Source organism: Achromobacter sp. 01N37, from assembly GCF_056399725.1.
The window spans coordinates 1-25,183 of the sequence record NZ_JBFTRX010000027.1 but is presented as its reverse complement, the minus strand read 5'-3'; the positions used below and the strand labels follow the sequence as shown (position 1 = coordinate 25,183).

The 25,183-nt window shown below is 64.9% G+C and carries 18 protein-coding genes; 8 read left to right on the top strand and 10 right to left on the bottom strand.

Going from position 1 to position 25,183, the window contains the following annotated elements:
• Positions 1 to 191: 191 nt before the first annotated feature.
• From dapA to AC1DSJ_RS29705, 5 genes are all read right to left on the bottom strand, one after another.
• Positions 192 to 1,100: a 4-hydroxy-tetrahydrodipicolinate synthase gene (gene dapA, locus AC1DSJ_RS29725; RefSeq protein ID WP_082387133.1), complete on the bottom strand. Its 909-nt coding sequence runs from the start codon at positions 1,098 to 1,100 to the stop codon at positions 192 to 194.
• A 37-nt stretch (positions 1,101 to 1,137) separates the two neighbouring features.
• Positions 1,138 to 2,913, bottom strand: coding sequence for an ABC transporter permease subunit (locus AC1DSJ_RS29720; protein WP_054424752.1), 1,776 nt, complete (start codon positions 2,911 to 2,913; stop codon positions 1,138 to 1,140).
• Positions 2,914 to 2,917: 4 nt separating this feature from the next.
• Complete coding sequence (locus AC1DSJ_RS29715; RefSeq protein WP_175171528.1) at positions 2,918 to 3,997, bottom strand: ABC transporter ATP-binding protein; 1,080 nt, start codon at positions 3,995 to 3,997, stop codon at positions 2,918 to 2,920.
• Between the two features lie 20 nt (positions 3,998 to 4,017).
• Positions 4,018 to 5,100: an ABC transporter substrate-binding protein gene (locus AC1DSJ_RS29710; protein ID WP_476760456.1), complete on the bottom strand. Its 1,083-nt coding sequence runs from the start codon at positions 5,098 to 5,100 to the stop codon at positions 4,018 to 4,020.
• A 105-nt stretch (positions 5,101 to 5,205) separates the two neighbouring features.
• Complete coding sequence (locus AC1DSJ_RS29705; RefSeq protein WP_441372740.1) at positions 5,206 to 6,633, bottom strand: FAD-binding oxidoreductase; 1,428 nt, start codon at positions 6,631 to 6,633, stop codon at positions 5,206 to 5,208.
• 226 nt (positions 6,634 to 6,859) lie between these two features.
• On the opposite strand from AC1DSJ_RS29705, the gene AC1DSJ_RS29700 reads away from it, so the two are divergent.
• Entirely contained in the window at positions 6,860 to 7,993 is a 1,134-nt protein-coding gene (locus tag AC1DSJ_RS29700; RefSeq protein WP_342066822.1) for an alpha-hydroxy acid oxidase, read from the top strand.
• A 96-nt stretch (positions 7,994 to 8,089) separates the two neighbouring features.
• Complete coding sequence (gene proC / locus AC1DSJ_RS29695) at positions 8,090 to 8,896, top strand: pyrroline-5-carboxylate reductase (protein ID WP_441372739.1); 807 nt, start codon at positions 8,090 to 8,092, stop codon at positions 8,894 to 8,896.
• Between the two features lie 24 nt (positions 8,897 to 8,920).
• On the opposite strand, the gene AC1DSJ_RS29690 is transcribed toward proC, so the two are convergent.
• On the bottom strand, positions 8,921 to 10,375 hold the full coding sequence (locus tag AC1DSJ_RS29690) for an MFS transporter (protein WP_441372738.1): 1,455 nt from the start codon (positions 10,373 to 10,375) through the stop codon (positions 8,921 to 8,923).
• A gap of 319 nt (positions 10,376 to 10,694) precedes the next feature.
• Between AC1DSJ_RS29690 and AC1DSJ_RS29685 the strand changes: the two genes are divergently transcribed.
• The 3 genes from AC1DSJ_RS29685 to AC1DSJ_RS29675 all read left to right on the top strand — a co-directional run bounded on the left by AC1DSJ_RS29685 (position 10,695) and on the right by AC1DSJ_RS29675 (position 13,294).
• Positions 10,695 to 11,570 carry a helix-turn-helix transcriptional regulator gene (locus AC1DSJ_RS29685; RefSeq protein ID WP_441372737.1) on the top strand — a complete coding sequence of 292 codons (876 nt, stop codon included), beginning with the start codon at positions 10,695 to 10,697 and terminating at the stop codon, positions 11,568 to 11,570.
• Positions 11,571 to 11,664: 94 nt separating this feature from the next.
• Complete coding sequence (locus AC1DSJ_RS29680) at positions 11,665 to 12,450, top strand: PadR family transcriptional regulator (RefSeq protein WP_441372736.1); 786 nt, start codon at positions 11,665 to 11,667, stop codon at positions 12,448 to 12,450.
• Between the two features lie 28 nt (positions 12,451 to 12,478).
• The gene (locus AC1DSJ_RS29675) at positions 12,479 to 13,294 is read left to right on the top strand and encodes a siderophore-interacting protein (protein WP_054424763.1); all 816 of its coding nucleotides are present in this window, start codon (positions 12,479 to 12,481) and stop codon (positions 13,292 to 13,294) included.
• A 59-nt stretch (positions 13,295 to 13,353) separates the two neighbouring features.
• On the opposite strand, the gene AC1DSJ_RS29670 is transcribed toward AC1DSJ_RS29675, so the two are convergent.
• Entirely contained in the window at positions 13,354 to 14,316 is a 963-nt protein-coding gene (locus AC1DSJ_RS29670; protein WP_441372735.1) for a LysR family transcriptional regulator, read from the bottom strand.
• A 103-nt stretch (positions 14,317 to 14,419) separates the two neighbouring features.
• Between AC1DSJ_RS29670 and AC1DSJ_RS29665 the strand changes: the two genes are divergently transcribed.
• Positions 14,420 to 15,280: an isocitrate lyase/PEP mutase family protein gene (locus tag AC1DSJ_RS29665; protein WP_441372734.1), complete on the top strand. Its 861-nt coding sequence runs from the start codon at positions 14,420 to 14,422 to the stop codon at positions 15,278 to 15,280.
• 92 nt (positions 15,281 to 15,372) lie between these two features.
• Here AC1DSJ_RS29665 and AC1DSJ_RS29660 read toward each other — a convergent pair whose 3' ends face one another.
• A complete protein-coding gene (locus AC1DSJ_RS29660; RefSeq protein ID WP_441372733.1) occupies positions 15,373 to 18,270 on the bottom strand; it encodes a WG repeat-containing protein in 2,898 nt (965 codons plus the stop codon).
• A 2-nt stretch (positions 18,271 to 18,272) separates the two neighbouring features.
• Positions 18,273 to 21,437: a WG repeat-containing protein gene (locus AC1DSJ_RS29655; protein ID WP_441372732.1), complete on the bottom strand. Its 3,165-nt coding sequence runs from the start codon at positions 21,435 to 21,437 to the stop codon at positions 18,273 to 18,275.
• Positions 21,438 to 21,843: 406 nt separating this feature from the next.
• Here AC1DSJ_RS29655 and AC1DSJ_RS29650 point away from each other — a divergent pair, with 406 nt between their 5' ends.
• Positions 21,844 to 23,079: an MFS transporter gene (locus AC1DSJ_RS29650; protein WP_441372731.1), complete on the top strand. Its 1,236-nt coding sequence runs from the start codon at positions 21,844 to 21,846 to the stop codon at positions 23,077 to 23,079.
• Positions 23,080 to 23,084: 5 nt separating this feature from the next.
• Here the strand turns inward: AC1DSJ_RS29650 and AC1DSJ_RS29645 are convergent, their stop codons facing one another.
• Positions 23,085 to 23,465: a cupin domain-containing protein gene (locus AC1DSJ_RS29645; protein WP_427221950.1), complete on the bottom strand. Its 381-nt coding sequence runs from the start codon at positions 23,463 to 23,465 to the stop codon at positions 23,085 to 23,087.
• A gap of 423 nt (positions 23,466 to 23,888) precedes the next feature.
• On the opposite strand from AC1DSJ_RS29645, the gene AC1DSJ_RS29640 reads away from it, so the two are divergent.
• Positions 23,889 to 25,183 (top strand): T6SS effector BTH_I2691 family protein (locus tag AC1DSJ_RS29640; protein ID WP_476760455.1); only part of this gene is annotated, 1,295 nt, incomplete at its 3' end.

Sequence of the window (25,183 nt, the reverse complement as noted above, 5' to 3'; positions counted from 1 at the left end):
GGGCGTCGATAAGCCCGAGGGAATCTGAAGGGAAGGCCGAAGGCCTGGACGAAGATGACGACGGGGCAGTCCGGAGCGAAGGCTCCGGACCGCAATCGTTGCCCCGCGCACCCCAGGCCCCCGACACCACGGGCGTCTAAAGAACTCACCACCCCACCGAACAACACCACCCCCGCCCATCAAAACAACAACTAAACCCCCACCCCCTCAAACTCCTTCAACAACGCCGTAACTTCCGCCCGCAAAGCCGTCTGCAAGCTGTCCGCCGGCGATACCAACGGGTCCAGCACTTCCGGTGCGTTCACGCCGATCAAATCCATCACCGACTTCATCGGCCCCGGATTCGTTTCCGCAAACGCCAGATTCATCATCGGAATCAAACGGCGATGCAATTCCATCGACTCCTTCGTGCGCCCCTCCGCCGCCAGCGTATAAACCTTGCGCCATGCAGTCGGCAGCAAACTTGCCGTCACCACGATCCCGCCACGCGCACCCGCCGCCAGATGAACCGGCAGCAGCGTGTCTTCACCGCTGAACACCGCGAACGAATCATCCACGCCCGCCACCGTGCGCAGGAAATGGTACATGTCGGTATTGCATGCCTTCATGCCGATGATGTTCGGATGCCGTGACAGCTCGTGCAGTACTTCCGGTGCAATCGCGATGCGCGTGCGGTACGGGATTTCGTAAATCATGATCGGCAGCGGCGACTCGTCCGCGTAGCGCATGAAGTAATCCCGGATGCCGGCTTGCGTTGGCGTCGTGTAGTAGGGCGTCAACACCATCAGCGCGTCAGCGCCGGTCTTCGCGAACTCACGGCCGGCTTGGATCGCGTCGTAATAGCCGGGGTCCAGCACGCCCGGAATCACCGGCACGCGGCCTTCAACGGTTTCTACCGTCAGCCGGCACATGCGCACGCGTTCTTCGCGGGACAGGGCGCCGTATTCGCCCGTGCCGCCCAACGGCACCAAGCCGTCGATGCCTTGCTTGAGCAGATAGCCGATCAGCGCTTTGGTGGCCGGCACATTGATGGTGTCGTCGGCGTTGACCGGCGTCGGAATTGCGGGAAAAACTCCGCGCAAGTGTTGGGCATTCAGCATGTTGCGTATCCTAAAAAAACAATCAAACGCGCGGAGATCAGTTGGCCAGGCTGCGCCGGCGCAGACGGTCGGCCAGCCAGATCAGCGCGGCAATGAAAATGAACAGGCACGTCGAGACCGCTGCGATCACCGGGGAAATTTGCAGCGTCACTTCGTCCCAGAATTGCTTGGGCAGCGTGGCGTTCAACCCGCCGGAGGCGAACAGCGCAATCGTCAGTTCATCGAACGACGTTGCGAAGGCGAACAGGAATGACGACATCAGCCCCGCGCTCAGAATCGGGAACGTCACAAACCGCAGCGTTGCCCACGGGCCTGCGCCCAGGCTCTGCGCCGCCAGATCCAGACGCGTGTCGTAGTTGCGTAGCACCGCCATCATGGTGATCACCACATACGGCACCGCCACCACCGTGTGCGCCAGAATCAGGCCGATGGTCGAGCCCACCAAGCCCACACGCGCAAAGAAATAGAACATGCCCACCGCGATGATCATGCGCGGCACAACAATCGGGGACAGCACAAACGCCAGCATCGCCGACTTGCCACGCATGTTCGCGCGCACCAGCAGGAAGGCGGCGGGCGTGCCGATCAGCATTGCCAGAAATCCCGTGCCCACGCCCACGATCAACGACCGCGTGATCGCCTGCATCCACACGGGCGACGTGAACATCTGCTCGTACCATTGYAGCGAAAAGCCCTTGGGCGGCCACGTCAGGCCCGAGCCGGAATCGAACGACAGCGGAATCATCAGAAACGCCGGCGCGCTCAGGAACGCCAGCACGCCCAGCACTATCCACCACAACGTGCGCGACTGGCCGGTGCCAGACACCGACCGGCGCACGCGCTTGGGCAGCAACGCAAACATCGCATCAGACACGTTCGCCAGCACCGTCAGCACCGCATCGCCCGCCCGGCGCGACAGGCTTTCCTTGCCCGATGCGCGCACGCGGGTGGACGCGCCGCCCGTCATCGTCGACAGGCCCAGCACCTTGTCGTAGATCGCAAAGACCACCAGCACCACCACCAGCAGCAACACCGACACCGCGCCGGCGAACTCCCAGTTCATGGTCTGCTGGACCTGGTCAATGATGATCTGCGTGATCATCGTTTCCTTGCGTCCGCCCAACAGCGCGGGCGTGATGAAAAAGCCGATCGCGGTCACGAACACCATGATGGCGGCCGCCGCAACGCCCGGCATCGACAGCGGGAAATAGATCTTCCAGAACGCTGTGCCTGGCCGTGCGCCCAACGTCGATGCCGCGCGCGGCAGGTTGCGGTCGATGTTCTCCATCACGGACAGCATCGTCAGCACCGCCAGCGGCATCAGCGCATGCACCATGCCCACCAGCACGCTGCCGAAGTTGTAGAGCAGGTTGGCGGGCGCATCCAGAATGCCCAGCGCTTGCAGCAGCTGATTGACGACACCGTTGCGGCCCAGCAGCACCACCCATGCAAAGGTGCGCACCAGGAAGCTCGTCCAGAACGACAGCAGCACCCAGAACAGCAGCGACGTCTTGCGCTTGGCCGACAGGCTGGATATCAGGTAGGCCACGGGGTAGCCCGCGACCACGGCGAAGAACGTCGTCCACAACGAAATCTTCAACGTGATCAGCAGCACGTTCACATAGACCGACGATTCAAACAGCCGGTGATACTGCGACAACGTGAAGCCCTGGTCGCCGACAACGCTCAGCAGCAGCAGCTGGCCCACGGGGTAGATGAGCAGCACCAGCAGCAGCACGACCAGCGGGGCCGCCATCAGGAAATGTCGGCGGCCGGCGCTCATGCGCTTGCGAGGAGTAGCAAGGGTTGTCATGCGTTTACTCCGCAATGGCCACCGCGTCGGCGGCTTGCCAGCTGACCGAGAGCGGCTGGCCGATGGCGTATTGCTCGGCTTCGCGCTGGGTCGGGTAGGCCACAACGATCGGTGCGGCGTCTGGCACGCCCGAATCCAGGTACAGCTTCGTGAGGCTGCCCGTCACCATCACATCAAGCAGCTTGCCGGTCAGGCCGGGGCCGCTCGCGGACACGCGCAGGTTCTGCGGGCGCAACATCACCGTGACCTTCTGCCCCGCCTTGATGGGCGAGCCGTTGGACAGCGCCTGCCCCGTCACGCCCTGATGCGCCAGCTTGACCGTCAGCGTGTCGCCATCAACTGCGGTGACCTCGCCTTGCAGCAGGTTCGATTCGCCCAGGAAGTCCGCCACGAACAGCGTGCGCGGGCGGAAGTACAGGTCGGCCGGCGTGCCCAGCTGTTCGATCGCGCCGCCGTTCATCAGGCAGATGCGGTCAGACATGGTCATGGCCTCTTCCTGGTCGTGCGTCACGTACACGATGGTGGTGCCCAGCTCGCGGTGGATGCGCTTGATCTCCAGCTGCATCTGGTCGCGCAGCTTCTTGTCCAGCGCGCCCAGCGGTTCGTCCATCAGGATGATGGCGGGGCGATAGACCATGCAGCGCGCAAGCGCAATGCGCTGCTGCTGGCCGCCAGACAGCTCACGCGGCAGGCGCGACGCCACGTGCGGCAGCCGCACCATTTCCAGCGCTTCGTGCGCACGGCGGCGCGCTTCGGCCGCCGGCACCTTGCGCATCTTCAAGGGGAACGCAATGTTCTCCTCGATGCTCATGTGCGGAAACAGCGCGTAGTTCTGGAACACCATGCCGATATCCCGTTCATACGGCGCGCCATACGTGACGTCGGCGCCGTCGATCAGCACGCGGCCCTCGTCGGGCTGCGCCAGGCCGGCGATCAGGCTCAAGAGAGTGGTCTTGCCGGAGCCGGACGGACCCAGCAGCGTCAGGAATTCGCCGCGGGCGACGTCCAGGTGCGTGGGCGCCAGCGCGACGAAATCGCCATAGCGTTTGCCCAGACCCGAGATTTGCAGATTGGAAGAAGACATGGTGTTCATTCAGGAAAGAATTACTTCAGGACCCAGCCGTTGAAGCGCTCGAGCACATCGCGCTGCTTGTCCAGCCAGTAGGCCGCGTTGATGTGCAGGCCGCTCTTGATGTTGTCGGGGTGGGTCGGGCAGTTGCGCGCCACGTCGGCCTTGATGTAGTCAAAGGCGGCGGGTTGCGTCACGCCCGCGGCAAAGTATTCGACCAGCGCCGCCTGRCGCTTGGGGTCGGATGCAAACTTGATGAACTCGCGGCARGCGKCGGCGTTGGGCGTGCCYTTCAAGATGGACCAGTTGTCGCAGCCCCAGATGTTTTGATCCCACACGATCTGCACCGGTGCGCCGTTGGCAATTGCCGATTGCGCGCGCGAGACCCAGGTGGCGATCATGTCGACTTCGCCCGATCCGAGCATCTGCTCAACCTGCGCGCCCGTGTTCCACCACACGTCTACCGACGGCTTCACCTTGTCCAGGCTGGCCAGCGCGCGGTCGATGTCGCAGGGGTAGACCTTGTCGGTCGGCACGCCGTCGGCCATCAGGGCTTCTTCGATGGTGTCGAACGGATGCTTGCGCAGGCCGCGGCGGCCGGGGATGTCTTTCACGTTCCAGAAGTCGGCCCACGAGGCCGGCGCGCGGCGGCCCTTGAAGGCGTCGGTGCGATACGCCAGCACGGTCGTGTAGACGTTGTTGCCCACGCCGTACGGCGACATGTATTGCTTGGGAATCGTGGCCACGACCGGGTCGGATTCCAGGCCGTGCTTTTCCAGGTACACCTTGCCGCCTTCGGTCAGCATCAGGATGGCGGGCTGGCTGATCTTGGCCATGTCCCAGGTGTAGTTGCCGGTGTCGACCATGCTGCGAATCTGCGCGGTGGGTTCGGCGTTGGCCTGCACACCCACCACCTGAATGCCGGTGGCTTCCGTGAACGGCTTGTAGAACACGGCGCCATACGCCTTGCTGTAGATGCCGCCGTCATCGCGCACCACGATGCGCTTGGACGCCGCACGCGATGGCGTCCAGATCATGGGCATGGCCAGCGCGGCGGCGCCGGCGGCAACGGTTTTCAGCGCGGTGCGGCGCGAAGCGTTATGGGGGATCGATTTCATGGAAGACTCCTGCGGGTCGGGTCAGGGACGGCGGATCAAGGGCTGCGGATCAAGTGCTACGAATCTGGGATTGCGGATCAAAGCGTGCGGATCAACCCCGGCGGCTCAAGGCAGCAAGCGGCCGGGGTTGAATAGGTTGGCGGGATCGAAGGTGGATTTCAGCGCGCGCATCATGGCCAGTTCGACGGGCGATTTGTAGTGCGCCATCTCGGCCAGCGACGTGCGGCCCACGCCGTGCTCGGCGCTGAACGTGCCGCCCAGCGCATCGGCCACATCGTTGACGGTGCGGCGGATATTGGCGGCCATCGTGTCGCGGTCGGGCAGGGCGTTCCAGGCGTCGAACGTGAAGAACGGAATGAAGTGCACGTTGCCGTCGCCCAGATGGGCCACGATCAGCACGGGCAGGTCAGACACCAGACGGCGCACGGCGGCGGTGGCGTCTTCGATGAAGCGCGGCACGCTGGAGACCGGGACGGCGCTGTCGGTCGTCAGGCCCACGCCCGCTTTCTTATTGCCCTCGGACACGCTGTGGCGCACTTCCCACAGCGCGGCGCGCTGCGTGTCGTTGCTGGCGATGACGGCGTCGTGCAGCAAGCCGAGTTCGGAGGCTTGTTCCAGAATCTGTTGCAGCAGGTCTTGCAGTTCAGCACCGCTGCCGGTGTCAGACAATTCCACCAGCACATGCCAGGGATGCGCGCCCGCCAGCGGATTCTTGCGGCCCGGCACGTGCGCCAAGACGATGTCCAGCTGGTTGCTGTCGATCATTTCAAACGCCGACAAGCGCGAACCGCAGGCGCGTTGGAACAGGCCCAGGATGTCGAGCGCGGCTTGCGGGCTGTCGGGCGCAATCCACGCCACGGCGTGGCTGGTGGGCAGCGGATGCAGCTTCAGCACGGCGGCGGTGACGATGCCCATCGTGCCTTCCGCGCCGATGAACAGATGCTTCAAGTCGAAGCCGGTATTGTTCTTGCGCAGCGCCGTCAGGCCGTTCCAGATGGCGCCATCGGGCAGCACCACTTCCAGGCCCAGGATGTTGTCGCGCGTATTGCCGTAGCGCAGCACGCCCGTGCCGCCCGCGTTGGTGGCGATGGTGCCGCCAATCTGGCACGAGCCTTCGGCGCCCAGGCTGATCGGGTACAGGCGGCCTTCGGCGGCGGCCGCTTCCTGCACCGTGGCCAGCACGCAACCCGCTTCGACTTCCATGGAGTTGTTGGCGGCGTCGACCCGGCGCACGCGGCGCATGCGCGCCAGGTTCACGATGACCGGCGGCGTGCCGTCGGCGGCAGGCACCGCGCCGCCGCACAAGCTGGTGTTGCCGCCCTGCGGCAAAACCGGTGTGGCATGCGCGTTGCACAGGCGCACGATGTCGGCCACCTGCTGCGTGTTGCCGGGCAGGGCGACGCACAGCGCCGGCCCCTTGTACCGGCCGCGCCAGTCTTCGGTGTAGCCAGCGGTATCGGCCTCGGAATGAAGGATGGCGTCCGCGCCCAGGGCCTGGGTCAACGCGTCTAGCAGAGTGGTGCCGTTGGTCATGTCTGTGGTCCCGAATGGGGCTCGGAGATCGACGGAACCCCGAGCGCATTGAGGCACAGCATACGATTACTTAAATCGCTTTTCGATTTGATTAATCGTATTTCAATTGAATCTAGGGTATGTCCTAGGGATCGCTGTTCCGGATTGCGATTCCAGAAGTGATCGAAATACAATCATATCGTGCGATATGCAATTCTATGTGGACTCTGCAAATCAAGGAAGGGACATGCTTCCCAGCGTGATGGAGTACCGGCGGCAGGCGCAAAGGCGGTTGCCCCGGCTGGCATTTGATTACCTGGAAGGCGGCGCCGAAGACGGCCGTACGCTGGCGCGCAATGCGGCGGCCTACGCCGATATTGAGTTCCGCCCCGATGTGCTGGTTGACGTCACCGATTGCCAGCTCGATACGACCGTGCTGGGCGCGTCGGCCGCCATGCCCGCCATCGTCGGCCCGACCGGTTTGAACGGCTTGTTCTGGCCCGACGCCGACGTGCATCTGGCGCGCGCGGCGCATCAGGCGGGGTTGCCCTTCGTGCTGTCCACCGCATCCACCTCGCTCTTGGAAGACGTGCGCGCGGCCACGGCCGGCGAGCTCTGGCTGCAACTGTATGTGCAGCGCGACCGCCGCATCGCCGAACACCTGATGGACCGCGCCTGGCAGAACGGCTACACGGTGCTGTTCCTGACCGTGGACGTGCCGGTGCACGGCAACCGCGACCACGACAAGCGCAACGGCTTCAAGCTGCCGCTGCGCCCGTCGCCTCGGCTGATGCTGGATCTGGCCGCACACCCCGGCTGGTGCTGGCGCATGCTGCGCCACGGCGGGCCGCAGTTGAAGAATCTGGCCGTCAGTTCAAATGCGCGTGAAAACATCACCGAGCAGGCCTCCGCGCTCAGCCGGCAGATGGACTTGGCGCTTAGCTGGAATGACGTCGCCTGGCTGCGCCGCCATTGGCGCGGCCGCATCGTGATCAAGGGCATTCAAGGGCTGGCCGATGCGCGCCGCGCGCAGGCGCACGGCGTGGATGGCATCGTGCTGTCCAACCACGGCGGCCGGCAACTGGAAGGCGCACCGTGTCCGCTCGACGTGCTGCCCGACGTGGCGTCGGAATTGGGTTCGCAGCTGGAAGTGCTGGTCGACGGCGGGATCAGACGCGGCAGCGACATCGCCAAGGCGGTGGCGCTGGGCGCACGCGCCGTGCTGCTGGGCCGCGCGCCGCTGTACGGCCTGGCGGGCCGAGGCCCGGCCGGCGCGCACGAGGTGCTGGCGATATTGCGCACCGAATTGGAAAATACCCTGCGACTGCTTGGCCGCAACCGCATCGGCGCGTTGGACTCGGATGCCGTGCGCAAACGTTGACGCGTGGCGCAGCCTATCTCTTGTCAGGCCTTCTTTTGCGAACCTCACTCTTGCAAGCCCACCTTCTGCAAGACCACCTTTGGGAATCAAAGCAACATGCGTGAAAAGATTGTTTTCGTCGGGGGCGGCAACATGGCCTCCGCCATCATTGATGGCCTGCTCAAGCAGGGCCGCGAACTGGCTGACTTCCTGGTGATCGAACCCTACGCGCCCACGCGCGACGCGCTGCTGGCGCGCGGGCTCACGTGCCGGGAAAGCGTCGGCGCCGATATCGGCGACGCGGTGCTGTGCGTGCTGGCCACCAAGCCGCAAGTGCTGCAAGAAGCCTGCGGACAGATTCATCAACACCTGCCGGCCGCCGCCACCGTGGTCAGCATTGCGGCGGGCGTGGAGCTGGCGTCGTTGTCGGCATGGCTGGGCGGCCACGCGCGTATCGTGCGCGCCATGCCCAACACGCCGGCCAAGGTGGGCTTGGGCATGACGGGCCTGTACGCCACGCCCGCCTGCTCGGCGGCCGAACGCGAACAGGTCGACGCCTTGTTTGCCGCCGTCGGCGAACGCATCTGGACGGAGTCCGAAGCCATGATCGACGCCGTGACGGCGGTGACGGGCAGCGGCCCGGGCTACGTGTTTCACTTCATGGCCGCGTTGGAAAAGGGCGCGTTGGAATTGGGCTTTGCCAAGGATGACGCGCGCCGCTTGGCCGTGTCTGTGTTCCGTGGCGCGGCAGGGCTGGCGGCCAGCGAAGACGTGCCATTGACCGAGCTGCAGGAACGCGTCACGTCCAAGGGCGGCACCACCTATGCCGCGCTGTCGCACATGCGCGAAGCGGGCGTGGCCGATGCCATCACGCAAGCGGTGCACAAAGCGGAACAGCGCGCGCGGGAATTGTCGGCGGGTTGAACCCGGCGCACGGGGGCCGCGCCTTCAGCGCCGGCGCCCCAGCCACCCCAACCCCGCCAACAGCAGCACCGACGCCGCAATCGCCGCCACGTTGAATTGCATGGCTGCGGCGAAGGCCTGCGCGTAGCGTTCGGGCGCGCTGGCGTCGGCGTGCGCCTGCAATGCGCCGCTGTACAACATGCCCGCTGCCGACACGCCCAGCGCCGCGCCCACTTGCTGCAACGTCGACACCACCCCCGCCGCCATGCCGGCGTGGCGGTCTTCGACCAGACCCATCGCCAGATTCACCAGCGGCGTGTTGACCGCGCCTTGCGCCGCGCCCAGCCACACCAGCGCAGGCACCAGCGACCAGGGCGATAGCGCCGCGCCCGCCATGCCCACATGCAGCATCAACGCGGCGGTGGCGCCGCCATACAGCAAGGCGGCGACCGCGATGGCGGCCGTGCCGAAGCGTGCCACCAGACGAGGCGCCACCATCGACCCCGCCACAAAGCCAACGCTTGCGGGCGCGAAGATCAAGCCTGCCGTCAGCGCGTCCAGCCCGAAGCCGGTCTGCACCAGCAGCGCATAGCAAAGAAACATGGCGCTGGCGGTGGAGAACACCAGCATCACCAACAGGCAGCCTGCCGCAAAGCGCGGTTGCGCCAGCAAGCCCATGTCGACCAGCGGCACGCCGCCTTGCGCTTTCACCCGGCGCTGCATGCGCACGAACGCGGCAAGCAACACCACGGACGCCGCGCCGCACGCCAGCGTCCACGCCGGCCAGTGCCGCGCGGGGCCTTCGATCAACGCCAACAGCAGCAAGGCCAGCCCCGCGCCCACTTGTACCGCGCCGGGCCAATCCATCGCCGCGCTCGACGGCTCGCGGGATTCCGGAATGTGGCGCGCCAAACGGCAGGCCAGCAGGCCCAGCGGCACATTAATCAGAAAGATGGTGCGCCACGCCAGGCCGAACAGGTCGGCGTGCACGATCCACCCGCCCAATACCTGGCCCGCAATGGCGGCCAAGCCCAGCGTCATGCCCATCAGCCCGAACGCGCGCTGTCGCGCGTGGCCGTGGTAGCTGACGCGGATCATCGCATAGACCTGCGGAAACAGCATCGCGGCGGCCGCGCCTTGCAGGATGCGCGCGGCGATCAGCGTGTTGGCGGTCGGCGCCAGTCCGCACAACGCGGACGCCATCGCGAAGCCCGCCATGCCCAGCATGAACAAGCGGCGGCGGCCATGGCGATCGCCCAGGCGGCTGCCGGCAATCAGCAGCACGCCATAGGCCAGCTCGTACGCAACGATGATGAAGTTGATCTGCGCGAAGCTGGCCGACAGCGTGCTCTGCATGCTGGGAATGGCGACGTTCACCACGAACAGGTCGAAGATGGTGATGAAGCCGCCTGACAGCAGCACGGCAAGGCCGAGCGGGCTGAGCGACGCGGTGTCGGGCGCGGGGTCGGCGCAGCGGGAGGGCAGGGGGGGGGACGACATATCAGCGCCTTCAGAAACAGAATCGGCGCTATTCTGGGCGGCCTTGCAGCCTTATACAATTTAGCTGCTTATGCTATTACTGCATGCAATAGTCCTGGATTGCAGTAGTCCTGACTTACCGTAGTCCTGGCTTGCCGTAGTCCTCGCTTGCAATCGTCCCGGCTTGCCATAGTCCTGGCTTGCAATAGTCCTTGCTTGCAATCGTCCCGGCTTGCCACGGCCCCTGCTCGCTGAACCTTGCCCATCGCCTCTGCCCGTAATACTCGCTTCCCGCCACATCGCCCCTGGCTGTAATCGCCTGCCGCTCAAGGCCCTATCCATGACCGCATCCCCCACTCCCCAACGCCTGGACCGCACGCGCGCGGACTTGTCTGAATTCCTGCGTCTGCGCCGCGAACGTCTTAGCCCCACCGATTTGGGTTTGCCTGCTGGCGGCCGCCGCCGCACGCCGGGGTTGCGGCGCGAGGAAGTCGCCGCGCTGGCCGGCGTGGGCCTCGCTTGGTACACATGGTTCGAACAGGGCCGCAACATCAGCGTGTCGGCCGGCTTTCTGGAGAACCTGGCGCGCGTGCTGAAGCTGGACGCCGCCGAACGCCGTCACCTGTATCTGCTGGCCCACCAGCGCCCGCCTGCCGAACCCGGCCGCACCTGGTGCACGGTGCCGCCGCAGGTGCGCCGCTTGATGGACGACCTGCCCGCGCGCCCGGCGTACATCCTGAACCTGCGTTGGGACGTCGTGGTGTGGAATGCCGCAGCAGACCGCGTGTTCAATTTTTCGGATCAACCGCCAGGCCGCCGCAATCTGCTGTGGATGCTGTTTGTCGTGCCGGCGATGCGGCAGGTCTTTGTGGATTGGCCTGCGCAGGCGCCCGCCATGCTGTCGACCTTCCGGCGCGATTTCGCCAGCGCGTCGGGCGTGCCAGACATTGCAGAACTGGTCGATGAACTGGAAGCGGTATCGCCGGATTTCAAGACATGGTGGCGCGAACACGATGTGCATGGCGCCTGCATGGGCCAGCGCAAATTGCACGTGGCATCGCTGGGCGACATCGCTTTCGAACACGCCACGCTGACCGTGGACGAGAGCCGTCATCTGCGGCTGGTGGTCTATGCGCCGGCGCCAGATGAACCCTGCGCGGAAGATTTCGCGCGCTGGGTGCAAACGCCTGCGCAGGCGGATGCGGTGACGGCGTAGCAGGCAGAGGGCGCGAAACGCCGCGCTTGACGCCGGGAATTTGGCGGGTGTATCGTAAGATCTATATCTTAAGATACATCGTAAGAGCCATCCAATGCGCCATACCGACATCCATCACCACGGCCACCGCGGCCATCACGCCCATCACGGCCAACACGCCCATCACGGTCAACACGCCCATCACGGCCAACACGGCCACCACGCCCATCACGGCCAACACCATCACCACCATCACCACGGCCATCACGGTCATCATCCCCACCACGCCAGCGCGGGTGGGGATTGGTTTTCCGGTCCCCCGGACGGAGGCGGCCGGGGCGATGCCGACGGCTTCGGCGGCGACGGGCGCGGGTTCACGCGTGGCCGCCGTGTCTCTGCCGACGACCTGCAACTGATGCTGTTGGGCCTGCTGGAACACAACCCCAGCCACGGCTATGAACTCATCAAAGCGCTGGGCACCCTTAGCAACGGCTTCTACACGCCCAGCCCCGGCATGGTCTACCCCGCGCTGACCTATCTGGAAGAGCTGGGTTACGCCACCGTCGAGCCCGACGGCACGAAGAAGCGCTACCACCTGGCGGACGCCGGCCGCGCGCATCTGGACGCCCACCGCGAACGCCTGGCGCTGATGTTCAACCGCTTCAAACACATCGCCAAAAAAATGGATTGGATGCGTCAGGCCTGGAGCGGTGCGCCGCGTGACGTGGGGCCGGAAGGCGAAGACGCGCGCACTGGCTGGCTGCCGGAATTTGTGGAAGCGCGCCAAGCCATCCGCCGCGCGCTGCTCGAGCGCACCGACGCGTCCCCCGCAGAACAACGCCGCATTGCCGCCATCCTGGCGCGTGCCACCGACGAGATCAACGCCAAGCCCTGTCCTTGATTTCGTCCCCCCAAATACTGGAGTGTTAATGACTCGTAGCGACCTGAATGTGGAGCGCGTGCGCCACAACCTGAAAATGCGCGAGCTGACCGTCGTGCGTATTGAACGCATCGCCGGCCTGCTGGCTCGCATCACGTTCACCGGCGAGGACTTGCAGGACTTTGTGTCCGCCTCGTTCGACGACCACGTGAAGCTGTTCTTCCCCGCCGATCCGTCACAACCGCCGGCTTTGCCCACGGTAGGCCCCGATGGCGTCAAATTTCCCGAAGGCGCGCCCAAGCCGGCCGCGCGTGATTACACGCCGCGCCGCTTTGACGCCGCCGCACGCGAGCTCGACATTGAATTCGTGCTGCACGGCGACGGCCCGGCATGCACGTGGGCCGAGCAGGCCGAACCGGGTCAGAAGCTGGGCATCGGCGGCCCGCGCGGTTCCTTCGTGGTGCCCAAGGGGTTTGACTGGCATGTGTTGATCGGCGACGAAACCGCGCTGCCCGCCATCGCCCGCCGCCTGGAAGAATTGCCCGCCGCTGCGCAGGCGCTGGTGCTGATCGAAGTGCCGTCCGCCGCGAACGAAATTTCTTTGGACTCCGCCGCCACGACCACCGTGCGCTGGCTGCATCGTGACGGCATCGCGCCGGGCTACAGCACGCTGCTGCTGGAAGCAGCGCGCGAATTGCAACTGCCGTCGGGTGAGGGCTACGTGTGGGTCGCGGCCGAATCCGCTGTGGCCAAGGCCGTGCGCGAAATCATGGTGTCGCAGCACGGCATCGACAAGAGCCGCATCCGCGCCGCCAGCTATTGGAAGCGCGGCGCCGTGGCGGTGCATGAAGCGCACGACGATTGACGCGCTGCGCTTCAACGTTACGCATTGATCGCCTCACGCGCCTATCGCACCTACCGCGCCTACCGCGACGCGCCCTTCGCCAAGCGCAGCAGATTTTCCACCCTGCCGCCCGGCGCGTTCCCTCGTACCGCCAGCCCCAGCACCGCGCGGGGCCAATCCAGCGCAAAGGGGCGATACACCACGCCGTCGGGCCGCAGGTGGCGCAGGGATGCGGGCACCACCGCCACGCCCATGCCGGCGGCAACCAGGTTCACCGCCGACGACAATTGCGGCGCGCGCTGACCGATCAGCGGGTTCAATCCATGCTGCCGGCATGCCGCCATGATGTCCGCGCTTAGGCCATAGCCTGACTTGCGTGAATAGAGGATGAAGCGCTCTTGCGTCAGGTCCTTCGGCGCCAGCCGCTTGCGGCGCGCCAGCGCGTGGCCCAGCGGCAAGGCCACCACCAGCGGCTCTTCGGCCAGCTGCGTAAAGGACAACTGCGTAGAGGCCAACTGCGTAGAGGCCAACTGCTTGGAGGCCAACTGCTTGGAGGCCAACTGCGGAAAGGCCAGCCCGCCGTCCAGCGCGAACGGGGGGCGCACGAAGGCGGCATCAATCGCGCCTTCACGCAATTGCGCGATGAGCGATTCGCTATCCCCTTGCGACAGCGTCATCTCCACATCGGGATATTGCTGGCGGTACTGGCGGATCAGCTCCGTCACCACGCCATTGAATGACGCCGATTCCGTGAAGCCAAGCGTCAACTCTCCGACCTCGCCACGCGCCGCACGTTGTGCCGTTTCCACGGCCGCTTGCGTGCGTTGCAGGATGTCTTGCGCGCAGGCCAGAAACGCGTGCCCCGCATCGTTCAACACCACGCCGAGTCCGGTGCGGTCAAACAGCGGCGTTCCCACTTCCTGCTCCAGCTGACGTATCTGCTGGCTAAGCGGCGGCTGCGCCATGCCCAACAGTTCTGCCGCGCGCGTGAAGTGCTGCGCCTCGGCGGTCACCACGAAATAGCGCAGATGGCGCAGTTCCATATTGATACCTAATAAGTACTGATTATCAATTTTCCATATATTGGACATTCTATTTCGTCAGGACGATCATTGGCGTATCGATTTAATCCGCCAAGGAATTCCCATGACCGCAACCCTTTCTCCCGGCGCCTTGCTGCGCCAGCATCTGGCCCGTGACATCGTGGTTGCGCCGGGTGCATACGACGGCCTGTCAGCGCGGCTGGTCGCCGCCGCAGGCTTCAACGCCGTCTACGCCAGCGGCGGCGCGATAGCGCGCGCGGCCGGCTACCCCGATATCGGCCTGTTGAGCTTTACCGAAGTGATGGACCGGGTGGAGAAGATTGTCGACGCCAGTGGCTTGCCGGTCGTGGCCGATGCGGACACGGGATTCGGCGGTTCCGCCAACGTCGAGCGCACCGTGCGCATCATGGAGCGCGCGGGCGTGGCGGCCTTTCACATTGAAGACCAGTCGTTTCCCAAACGCTGCGGCCATCTGGACGACAAGAGCCTGGTGGACGCCGACGAAATGTGCCGCAAGGTGCACATTGCGCGCCAGACGCTAAGCGATGCCGACACGCTTGTCATCGCGCGCACCGACGCGATTGCAGTGGAAGGGTTCGACGCCGCCATCGCACGGGCGGAGCGCTACGTGAAGGCGGGGGCTGACATGATTTTTGTGGAAGCGCCCGAAACGCTGGAGCAGATTCGCGCCATCGCCGACCGCTTGCCGGGCCTGAAGCTGATCAACATGTTCTACGGCGGCAAGACGCCGCTCGTGCCGCTGCCGGAACTTGCCGCGATGGGCTATCGGCTGGCCATCATCCCGTCGGACTTGCAGCGCGCCGCCATCCACGCCATGCAGGCGACGCTGGCCGCCATCAAGCAGACGGGCGACAGCAGCGCGCTGGCCAAGCGGCTGACGAGCTTCAAGGAACGCGAAGCCATCGTGCAGACGCAGCGCTATCTGGCGCTGGACGCGCAATAGGCGTCCAGCGCGGGGAGGAGGGGGGGGCGCCGAACCGGGGCGCCGCCGAACCGGGGCACCCAGCCGGGTGCGCCGAGCTCGGCTTGGCGGGCCTACTTAGGGCGATGCTCGCAGCGCGCCGGCATCGTGTTCGGCCACAGGCGCTGGCCGGCGCTGCCGTACAACGTGCGTACGCCACACACCATTTCGACGCGGGCGAGCGCTTGGCCGGCAGGGTCGATCAGTTCCGAGGCTTCCATCGTCGACACCACCGCGCGCTGATTGGCGAACGGCGTCACCGCGCTGTATTGCTGTGGAATCACGAACGTGCCTTCGCGGTTCACGTAGCCGAAGGTGTAGTCGGAAAGCGCCGGAGCCAGGCCATCGCGCATCGTGCCCAGCGCATCGAACGCGGGTCCGGTGAGCGCTCCCTTGGCATCCACGGCGCGCACGGCGCGGGTCGCCAGTATCGTCACCGCGCGGCCTTCGGAATACGCCGACGCCATACCCTCGACCTGCAGCGTCGTCTTGCCGTTCATGTCGACATAGTCGGTCTGAATGCGCCCGCGGGTACTGACGTGCCGGAGCAACGTCGATGACCCTTGCGGCCAGCGCCAATCGCCTTCCGGCAGCGTGGCCACCGTCTTGCCTTGCGCATCGATCAGGCGCGTGGCGTTCTCGTCCGTGACCAGCGCACGGGCGGGCGACCCATGAAACACCGAGCCCACCGCCGCGCTGGGGGCAATCTGCCATTTGCCTTGCGCGTCCAGATAGCCATAGCGTGTGGCGCGGCGAATCTCCAGCCATTCGCCCAAGCGCGTGTAGGTGGCGTCTTCCAGGTCCAACGCCGCCGCGCCATCGGCCGAGAAGACCCATCGGCGCTGCTCGCTATCAACCGTGATGGAGCCATCAGGCGTCTGGCTCAATTGCAAGCGCTTCACGAACGGCGTCAGCGCGCGGCCCTGGTCGTTGAATACCGCTGCGGCACGGCCGTAATCGTCTTCCTGCCCCCCCGCCTGCATCACCTTCCACAGCTTGTCGTTGATGCGTTCGACACGTTGATGGCGGGCGGGCACCGTCCACTTGCCTTGCAGATCGATCACACCCTCGCGGCCCTCGCCCAGCGTGGCGACGGCCTGGCCATGCTGAAACTCGCCGATGCCCCGGAACGCGGGCGCGGCCAATTCCTTGCCGGCCACAACGTCGTACAGGCCCCACGGCGCATCATCGCTGGCGGTCTTCACGTAGCGGATCACGCCGGGCGCGACGACGTGTGAATCGAACACGTCGGCGGGCAATGCGTAGACCTTGCCGTCGCGGTCGATCATGCGGTTGACGCCATCCGCATAAACCAGCGCGTAGCCCTGGTGGAACCTGCCAATGTGCTGCTGCAGCGGCAGCTTCATCGGACGGCCCTGCGCATTCAGCAGCTGCATGCCGTCGGCCGTTTCGGCCGCGTAGCGCAGCTGTTCGGGCTTGAGCGTGTCGGGCGACACCGGCTCGTCGCCGTAGTTGCTGTCGGGATCGCCATCCAGCGGGACCACGTCCGTCCACTTCGGATCGGTCACGATGCTGCCATCGGCCAGCAACAGGCTGGCGCCATTGGGTCCGCATTGGCAATGGCTTTGCCCCAAGGTGCCAAGCGGCGCGCCCGGCACGTTCAGCGGCAGCGCTTTCAGTGTCATGCTCTGCACGGCTTCGACAGCCTCGGGCTTGAGCAGCACCTGGCCGTCAGCGTCCACGATGTTGAGCAAACCGCGTTCGCGCTTCATGATCCACAGCCGGCCCTGACGCACTTCGAACGAGCCCGCCTCGGCCAGCCACGCAGGCGCCGACGCGCCGTGCAGCCACGCGCCCTTGGGGGTGAGCAACCCCGCGCCTTCGCCTGCTTCGTTTCGGAACAGCACGAATCCGTTTTCGTCGTTGGCGGGCAATATCGATTGGCCCAACGTTACGGGTTTGGCCTGGCCCGGCACCAGCGCCATCAGCGTGTTGTTGGAGGGGTAGACGATGGTGTCCGTGAAGCGCTGCGAGGCCTGTGCTTCGTCCGGCGTCATCGTGACGATGAGCGTGCCCGCCGCATCCAGAATCGCGTAGCCCTTGCCGCGGCCCAGGTTCGCGCTCCAGAACTTGCGGCCCACGGCGTTCAGATCTTCATAGTGCTGGTCTTCGCCGATCAGCTTGCCATCTGCGCCCAGCAGCATCACGCCGTCACGCCCATAAGCCACGGCCAGCATGCCGTCGCGCGGGTTCGAGACATCTTGGAATACGGGTTCGATCAGCCAGTTCCAATCGCGGTCCAACACGCCGTACTGGTGCTCGTCATTCATGGCGATGTACAAGCCATTGCCATACGCCTGCGTGACGGTGATGCCGGGTTTTGCAAAGCGGCGTTCGCCGGTGGGCGAGCGGTATTCCTGCTTGTATTGCACCGAGGCCTGCGCGGGCACCCCGTCGTTCAGGTCCAGGTTTTGGATACCGGCATCCAAGGGATCGCCCACGGATTCGCCGTTGCGGTTGATCAATTGCTGACGTCCGTCGACGGTCACCACGGCCAGGCCGATCTCGGCAAAGTCGCCCACGCTGTCGTAGCGCGGCGGCACCGCCATGCGTCCGTTCACATTGATGAAGCCCCACTTGCCTTGCCATTGCACGGCGGCCAGGCCGTGGCGAAAGTCGCGCACGTCTTCGAAGATGGGGCGAATCGCCAGCCGGCCATTCTGGTCCAGAAAGCCCCAGGCATGGCGGCGCAAGGATTGGTTCGCGGGCACGCGGCTGATGGGTTCCAGCGCGGACGGCAACAGCACGGCGGCGCGTCCATCGGCCAGATCGCGGATGCAACCGTTGGCGTAGGGGCTATGCGCGGCAATGTCGTCGGCAGCGGCCACGTTGCGGAAGGTGGCTTCGTCCACGCAGTACACATGGCCGGTTTGGGCGTGTGCGGACAACGAGGCGCCCAAGGCGGCCAGCGCGCAGGCAAGGCGGGTAGTGCGAATCACGCGTGACGTCATGGTTATTCTGCTTTGGCGGTGTCTAGGGCGGGGGGATCAATGCGCGTCGCGTCAGAGCAGGTCAGCGCTTCGCGCGGCCAGCTTTGGTTTTCCTCTGCGTCAAAGATCACGATCTGGTCGCACAGCACGCCGAATGTGGTGGTGGTCTTGCCTTGGGTATTGATGAACTCGACCAGGTAGTCGTGCATCACCATGGCGCGTCCGTCATGGAAGTCATCCGCCCACTTGAAGGCGGGCGCGATGGCGTAGCGGCCGCTCAGGTCGATGTAGCCGTAAAGCTTGCCGGTGCGGTCCACGCGGCGCGCTTTCGCCAAGCCGTTCTTCAACGGACCCAGCTCGGTAAAGTGCGCGCCCACCACGCGTTTGCCCGCCGCGTTCAGGAAGCCGTACTTGCCATAGTTTTCGCTGTACGGCACGACGCCTTCGCTGGCCTTGCGGTATTCCACCGGATACTTGCCCGACAGACGCGCCACTTCGCGGCCTTGCAGGTCGGTCATCACCGCCGTGGACGAGCTGTCATCGGTGAACAAAATGCGTTGCATGGATGCCAGCGGGAAACCATCGCCGCGTGCTTCCTGCACGGTCTTGCCGCTTTGGTCGATGACGCGGTAGCCCGATCCCAAATTCACGCGCGCCAGGCCTTCTGGCTGCGCGAAGAAGGGGTTGAACTCGCCATACAAGGCGGGCACCTTCATGTTGCCGCGCGCATCAATCGCGCCTTCGCGTTCGTCTTGCCGCACGATGAGCCAGTCGCCATGCTGCTCTTTGCTTTCCGGCTGGCCGTCTGAGATGCGCGTAGCCTTGCCTTGCGCGTCAAACAGCACGGCGCTGCCGTCGGCCAGTGCCCCGATGTAGCGCCCGTCTTGAAGCTTGTCCGGTTTGCCGTAGATGGTGTCGCTGCTTTTTCCCGTGCGCAAGTTGACCATCTTGTAGGGGCTGTCGCTATAGCGGCCCGCCTTGCCCTTGCCTTCGGGGTCCTTGACCAGCATGAAGCCGTTGCCCAGGTAGTCCATGTCGTAGGCGCTGTCATGCGTGGCGGGGATTACCCATTGACCTTCGCGGTTGACGGCGCCCCAGTGGCCCTTGTGCTGCACGCGGACCCAGTCATCTTCGAAGTCTTCAATGCTCTCGAATTCCGGCTTCAGCGCCGGCGCGCCACGGCGGATGTTCCACAGGCCATAGCGGCGTTCACGGTTTTCGTTCGGCGATTGGTAGAACAGCAGGTCGCCGTCCAGTTTGGAAGCACCGGTATCCACGTTGTCTGGCAGAAGCATAGGCTTGCCGTGTGCGTCGATCAGCAGGGCGTCGCGTTGCTGCATGTCGCGCGTGCGCGCCCAGGTGTAAGCGCCGTTGAAGGGGCGGATCTGGTCGTACTCGGGCTTCACGGCCCAAGCGCCTTGGGCGTCGATGGCGCCGAGCTTGCTCTTCTTGGCCTGCACCACAAGCGGCATCGTCACGTCATAGGTGTCGATGTTTTCCCATTCCGGGTTCGAGACGATCTTGCCGTCGGCCGTCAGAATGGCCAGCGGCTGGGCGGAGTCATGGGGCCGCAACAGCGCCAGCGGCAGGCCGGGAATGCGGGTGCTGTTGTCATTGCCGCGCAGCGCCCTTCGGCTGGGCGAGAACGCGCTGAGTTCGTAGGCGCGCAATTGTGCGGCCGTGTTGGTGTCGAGCAGGGCGCGGCCGTCACGGTTGTAAATCTGGACCAGCACGCCTTCGCCCGTCGCGTCGGCAGAGGCGGCGGCGTAAGCGGCGGCATCAGCGGCGGCATCAGCGGCCGGTTGCGCAACGTCGCCGATGGCGGCAACGTCGGCCACTTCGGTGTCCGCGGCGGAGCCATCGGCGTTGGGAACGGCATCGGTGGCGGGCGTGACCGCGTCGGTCGTGTAAGTGGCCGCAGCGTCTGCCACGGCGGCCGACGGGTGGGCTTCTTCGGCAATGTCGACGGCGCCATCCGATGCTTCGACTGCAACGGGGGCGTCGGACGCGGCTTTCGCCGCGTCGCTCAAGCCTTCCGTGGTGGCATGCGTGCCGCCCTGCATGGCGGCATCTGCCGCATCCATGGCGTCGCCCGCGGCATCCATCGCTTGATTCAGCGCCGGCGGTACCGACGACGCAGGCACGCCGTAAACCCAGGCCTGCCCTTGCTCAATGTCGACGCGCCCTTCGCGCACCGCCAGCTTTTGCACGGTGCCGTTGGGGCTGATCAGCAGCGTCATTGACGCATCCGCCAGGTACCGCCACCCTTCGCGTTGCTGCACGCCCAGGTGAGACATCGAGAACGTGTGCACGGGCTTGAGCTTGCTGTCCAGCAACGTCGTCTTGCCATCATCGGCCACGACCAGCCACAGGCCGGGCGCGGCCCACTGCACGCGGTCATACGTGGTTTGTGCAAGCGCTTCCCCGCGCGGGTTCACGAACAGCCATTTCTCGTCGCGGCGCACCGCCACGATATTGCCGTCGCGCATCGGCGCTTCACGCGAGCGCAGCACGTCCGGCGCAACCGCCCATTGGCCATGCGCGTCCAACAGACCCCACCAACCGGAGTAGCGCGATCCGCGCACTTGCGCGGGCAGAAAGCCCGCTGTGGGCGCGGCCAGCATCATCACGCCGTCGGGCAGGTTCGCGGCGGTGCCGGTGGCGGTGTTGATCAGGCGCGGCGGCGTCGGCACTTCCATCGATGCCAGCTTCTGCCCGGGCATGAAGCCCCAGGTACGGGTACCCAAGGGGAAGGTCTTCACCACCTTGCCCTGCCGGTCGATCAGCACATCGTGTTCGTTGTCTTCGGCCAGCGCCGTGCCTTCGGCGTTAAAGCCGGTGGCGTTGGCGAACCGCGGCTTGATGACCCATTGCCCCTTGGTGTCGATATAGCCCCACAGGCCGCCTTGGCGGACGGCGGCCAAGCCGTTCTGAAACGGCGTCGCTTCCGCGTAGGCGGGCGCGATGGCCATGCGGCCTTGCTTGTCGATGTATCCCCACGCGCCCGCGTTGTCGCTGCGCGATCCGGTCAGCACCGCCGCCAGGCCTTCGCTGAAGGCTTGATGGCAAGACGTGTCTGCGCCCTGGCCGTAGTAGCTGGTGGTGCATTGATCCAACCAGGAATCCGCGTGCGCCGCACCGGGCAGGGCGGGCAGCGCCAGCATCAAGGCCAGCGTCAGGGGCTTCAAAGCGGTCCTCATTGCGTGCGGGCGCGGGCGCGAGCCGCGGGAAAAGAGGAGCCAAGCCGAACGTGCCACATGGTCGGGTGCCTGCATCAGAAAATGGGGAAGGCAGCACTGTAACTAGCAGTAGCAGACAATGAAACGGGAAATGTAACGATAGAAAACCAAGCGTTAATGGGGCCACGATTTGGGGCTCCGATTTGGGGCTCCGATTTGCAGCCCCGATTTGGGACACGATTAGGAGTTCCGATTTGGGGACACGATTTGAGGACACGACTCTCCGCCCGGATCACATTCTTGCCAGGCATGTAGCGGACAAAAAATAATCAGTTGAAGCGCACGCCCGGCGCCTCTGTAATACAGGCGTGTTGCTGCCTTGATTGAAGCGCTGCGCCTGTCCGGAGGGTTCACCATGTCGTCCCCGTCTTCCCCTGATGTTTCGCGGTTGTGGTTGCTGGTGTTGGCCGGTGGCGTCGTCATGGGCCTGGCGCTGGGCGTGCGCCATGTGCAGGGCTTGTTCCTGCTGCCCGTGTCGATGGACCGGGGCTGGAGCCGCGAGACATTCGCCATGGCGATGGCCGTGCAGAACCTCACCTGGGGCATCGTGCAACCCTTCACCGGCATGATTGCCGACCGCTACGGATCGGCCAAAGTCATCGCGGGCGGCCTGGTTTTCTACGCGCTGGGGCTCGCGGGCATGGCGCACGCCGCCACGCCTGCGGCATTCATGCTGACGGCGGGCGTGTGCATCGGCATCGCGCTGTCGGGCACGGCATTCGCCGCCATCTACGGCGCGTTGAGCCGGCTGGTGCCGCCCGAACGCCGGGGCTGGGCGCTGGGGGTCGCGGGCGCGGTCGGCGGATTGGGCCAATTCATCATGGTGCCTGCGGCGCAGTGGCTGATTGGTGGGTGGGGCTGGGTCAGCGCTCTACTGGTGTTTGCCGTGTTGCTGGCCATCGTGCTGCCCTTGGCGCGTCCCCTGCGCGAACCCGTCACGCCCACGCTGGACCCGTCCGCACCAGACGCCAGCCTGTCGATGCGCGCCGCCATTGGCGAAGCGTTCCGGCAGCCGGGCTTCTGGCTTCTGAACCTGGGCTTTCTGGCTTGCGGCTTCCAGCTGGCGTTCATCGGCACGCATCTGCCCGCGTATCTGATGGACAAGGGCCTGCGCGCGTCAGACGCCGTGGCCGCGCTGGCCATCATCGCGCTAACGAACGTCATGGGCACCTATGCCTGCGGCGTCCTGGGCGCGCGCCATCGCCGCAAATACCTGCTGGCCGGCATCTACCTGCTGCGCACCGCGGCCATCGCGCTGTTCCTGCTGCTGCCGCTATCCACATGGACCGTCTACGCGTTCGCCGCCATCATGGGCTTTGTCTGGCTGGGCACCGTACCGCTGACCAACGGCCTGATCGCGCAGGTGTTCGGCGTGCGTTACCTGACCACGCTGTTCGGCTTCGTCTTCTTCGGCCATCAGCTGGGATCATTCCTGGGCGTGTGGCTGGGCGGCGTGGTGTTCGAAGCCACGCATTCCTATGACTTGATCTGGCTGGGCGCGATGGCGCTCGGCATCTTGTCCGCCGTGCTGCATTGGCCCATCGACGACCGCGAGATCACGCGCGTCCGCCCCGTGCGGGTGGGGGGCTGAGGCCGCTACGCCGCCCGATGCTGCGTCCCGGCGCCCATCGTGATGTGCAGCATGCGACAGGGCTCCATCACCTTCACCGTATGCCACACGCCCTTCGGAATCACATACCCGTCGCCGGCCAGCATCTTCACCACCTGATTGCCCGTTGGCCATTCCAGATGCAGCTCGGCGGCGCCCGCCATCAAGCGCACAATCTCGTCCGCTTCCGGATGCATCTCCCATTGCGGCCAATCGGACGCGAACGTGTATTCCGACACCAGCCAGCCACGGCCAAACTTGTCGAGCTCGTCAGGCGACTGCGACCAGAACGCATCGCCGCCATTCACCGTTGACGCGGCGCCGGAAGCGTCCAGCAAGACATAGTGCGAAGACAGATCAAGAGCCATGGTGCGCATCCTTAGGGAAGTGGGGCGTGCGGTCATTCGTCTAGGCAAGAGCCAGATATGACCCCCTCGGGCCAGATTTGACCCGATCGGGCCAATTTTGACCCGCTACAAGGCATTGATTCAATAGCGATATTTTTTAATCGGGTCAGAAGTGGCCCGGTTTCTAGCGAAAAGCGGGGGTTTCGCGGGGATGTGAATCAGAGCATTCCGTCGTAAGCGTCTTAGTTGCGCGGCAAGCCATTGATTCCATGGGGGTTATTGATACGGCGACGCGCTTGGCATGGATGTTGCATGAGTGCGGGTAGCGCTTCCTACAGGAAGCATCCCGGCCGCCACGGCCGGCACTACGACGACGGAGCCCGTCATGCTTACCCCCGCTACGTTCTGCATTGTCGGCAAGCGCCCTGGCGTTCGAGTTGTCACATGACACTCAGCCAACAGCTCATCGACATCGTCGAAGAAACCATGCCGCTGCCGCCCGGCAGCTGCAACGCCTGTGAACGCAACGGCGTGCCGATCCTGCTGCTGCGTCCGGCGGTGGTAGCTAAAAACTCGTTCTTGCGCGCGCGCGGTGCGCTGTCGCATCCCGGTCTGCAAGAATCGCTGCGCATCTTGCGCATGGGTTATGTGTATGTGCTGCTGGATCGCAGGGTCTGGCACGCCTATCAAGTGACCGACGCAGGGCATCTGCGGCATTTCAATCCTTATGAAATGCCGCGCGCCGAGCCTGCGCCATTGGCCGAGCGCTGCGTCCAGGCGGCGCACAATCTTCCTGCGTCCTTCATCGGTATCGACATTGATAAATACAAGGTCGCCTGGATCGCGTATTCGCAAGACCCTTGGCCGACGTCAGTGCTGGATGCGTACAAGTCGGGCAAGGGTTTGAATGCCGATTACCCCCAGCGGTTTGTCGTCGTCGACTTGCCGAAGCTGCGGGACGACCCCTCGGCCGGCGGCACCGCGCTGGGCTTGGAACATACGCATCTGTTGCACGAACACGTAGCGGAGTATGCCAGCGGCGTCGACGACTTCGGCAGCGTTCACGGCTGGTCATCACGTTCGGCGCAAGCCGCAGGCATGCGCAATTACCTGACGTTGATGGAACGGCAACACCGCTTGCCGCAAGGCGTGAGCGGGCTGATCCTGCCTGACCCTGTCGGCATGGCCGAAGAACTCAATAACGTCCGGCTCGCCGCGTACACGCAGAAACGATTGTGGTCTGAAGAACCGGAGCGCCGCTACGCGTATCTGACCTCGCAATGCCTGCTGGCGATTCAGCAGCTGTACGCCGTTCAGGCCGACGCCGAGACCTTGGATAGCCCCACACCCTTGCTCGACATCATGCCCAGCGAGTCCGGCACGCCACCCGTGTTCTGGGACCCCGCACGTGAACGGCAAGAGCGTGTGCAAGACAAGATCAYCGATCGCGTGGAACGATTRAARGAACGCTATTGGGAAACGAATCCGCCCACCGAACCGCGCCGCCACGGCCGGGCAAGTTTTCAGGCGCGGTACGACCGGGACATCAAGCGGTTTGAACACGACATCGATGCGTATGGCAAGGATTGGGCGCAGGTGATCGGCAGCGCGGCGTGGAAGCGCATCGTGGCGATGGATTATTCCGATACCGATGAACGTTCGCGGCAACTGCGCTTGATCACGGTGGGGGCGTGTTTGGATGGAGGCATCACGGATGCCATGCCGGCGTCTGATCCCGC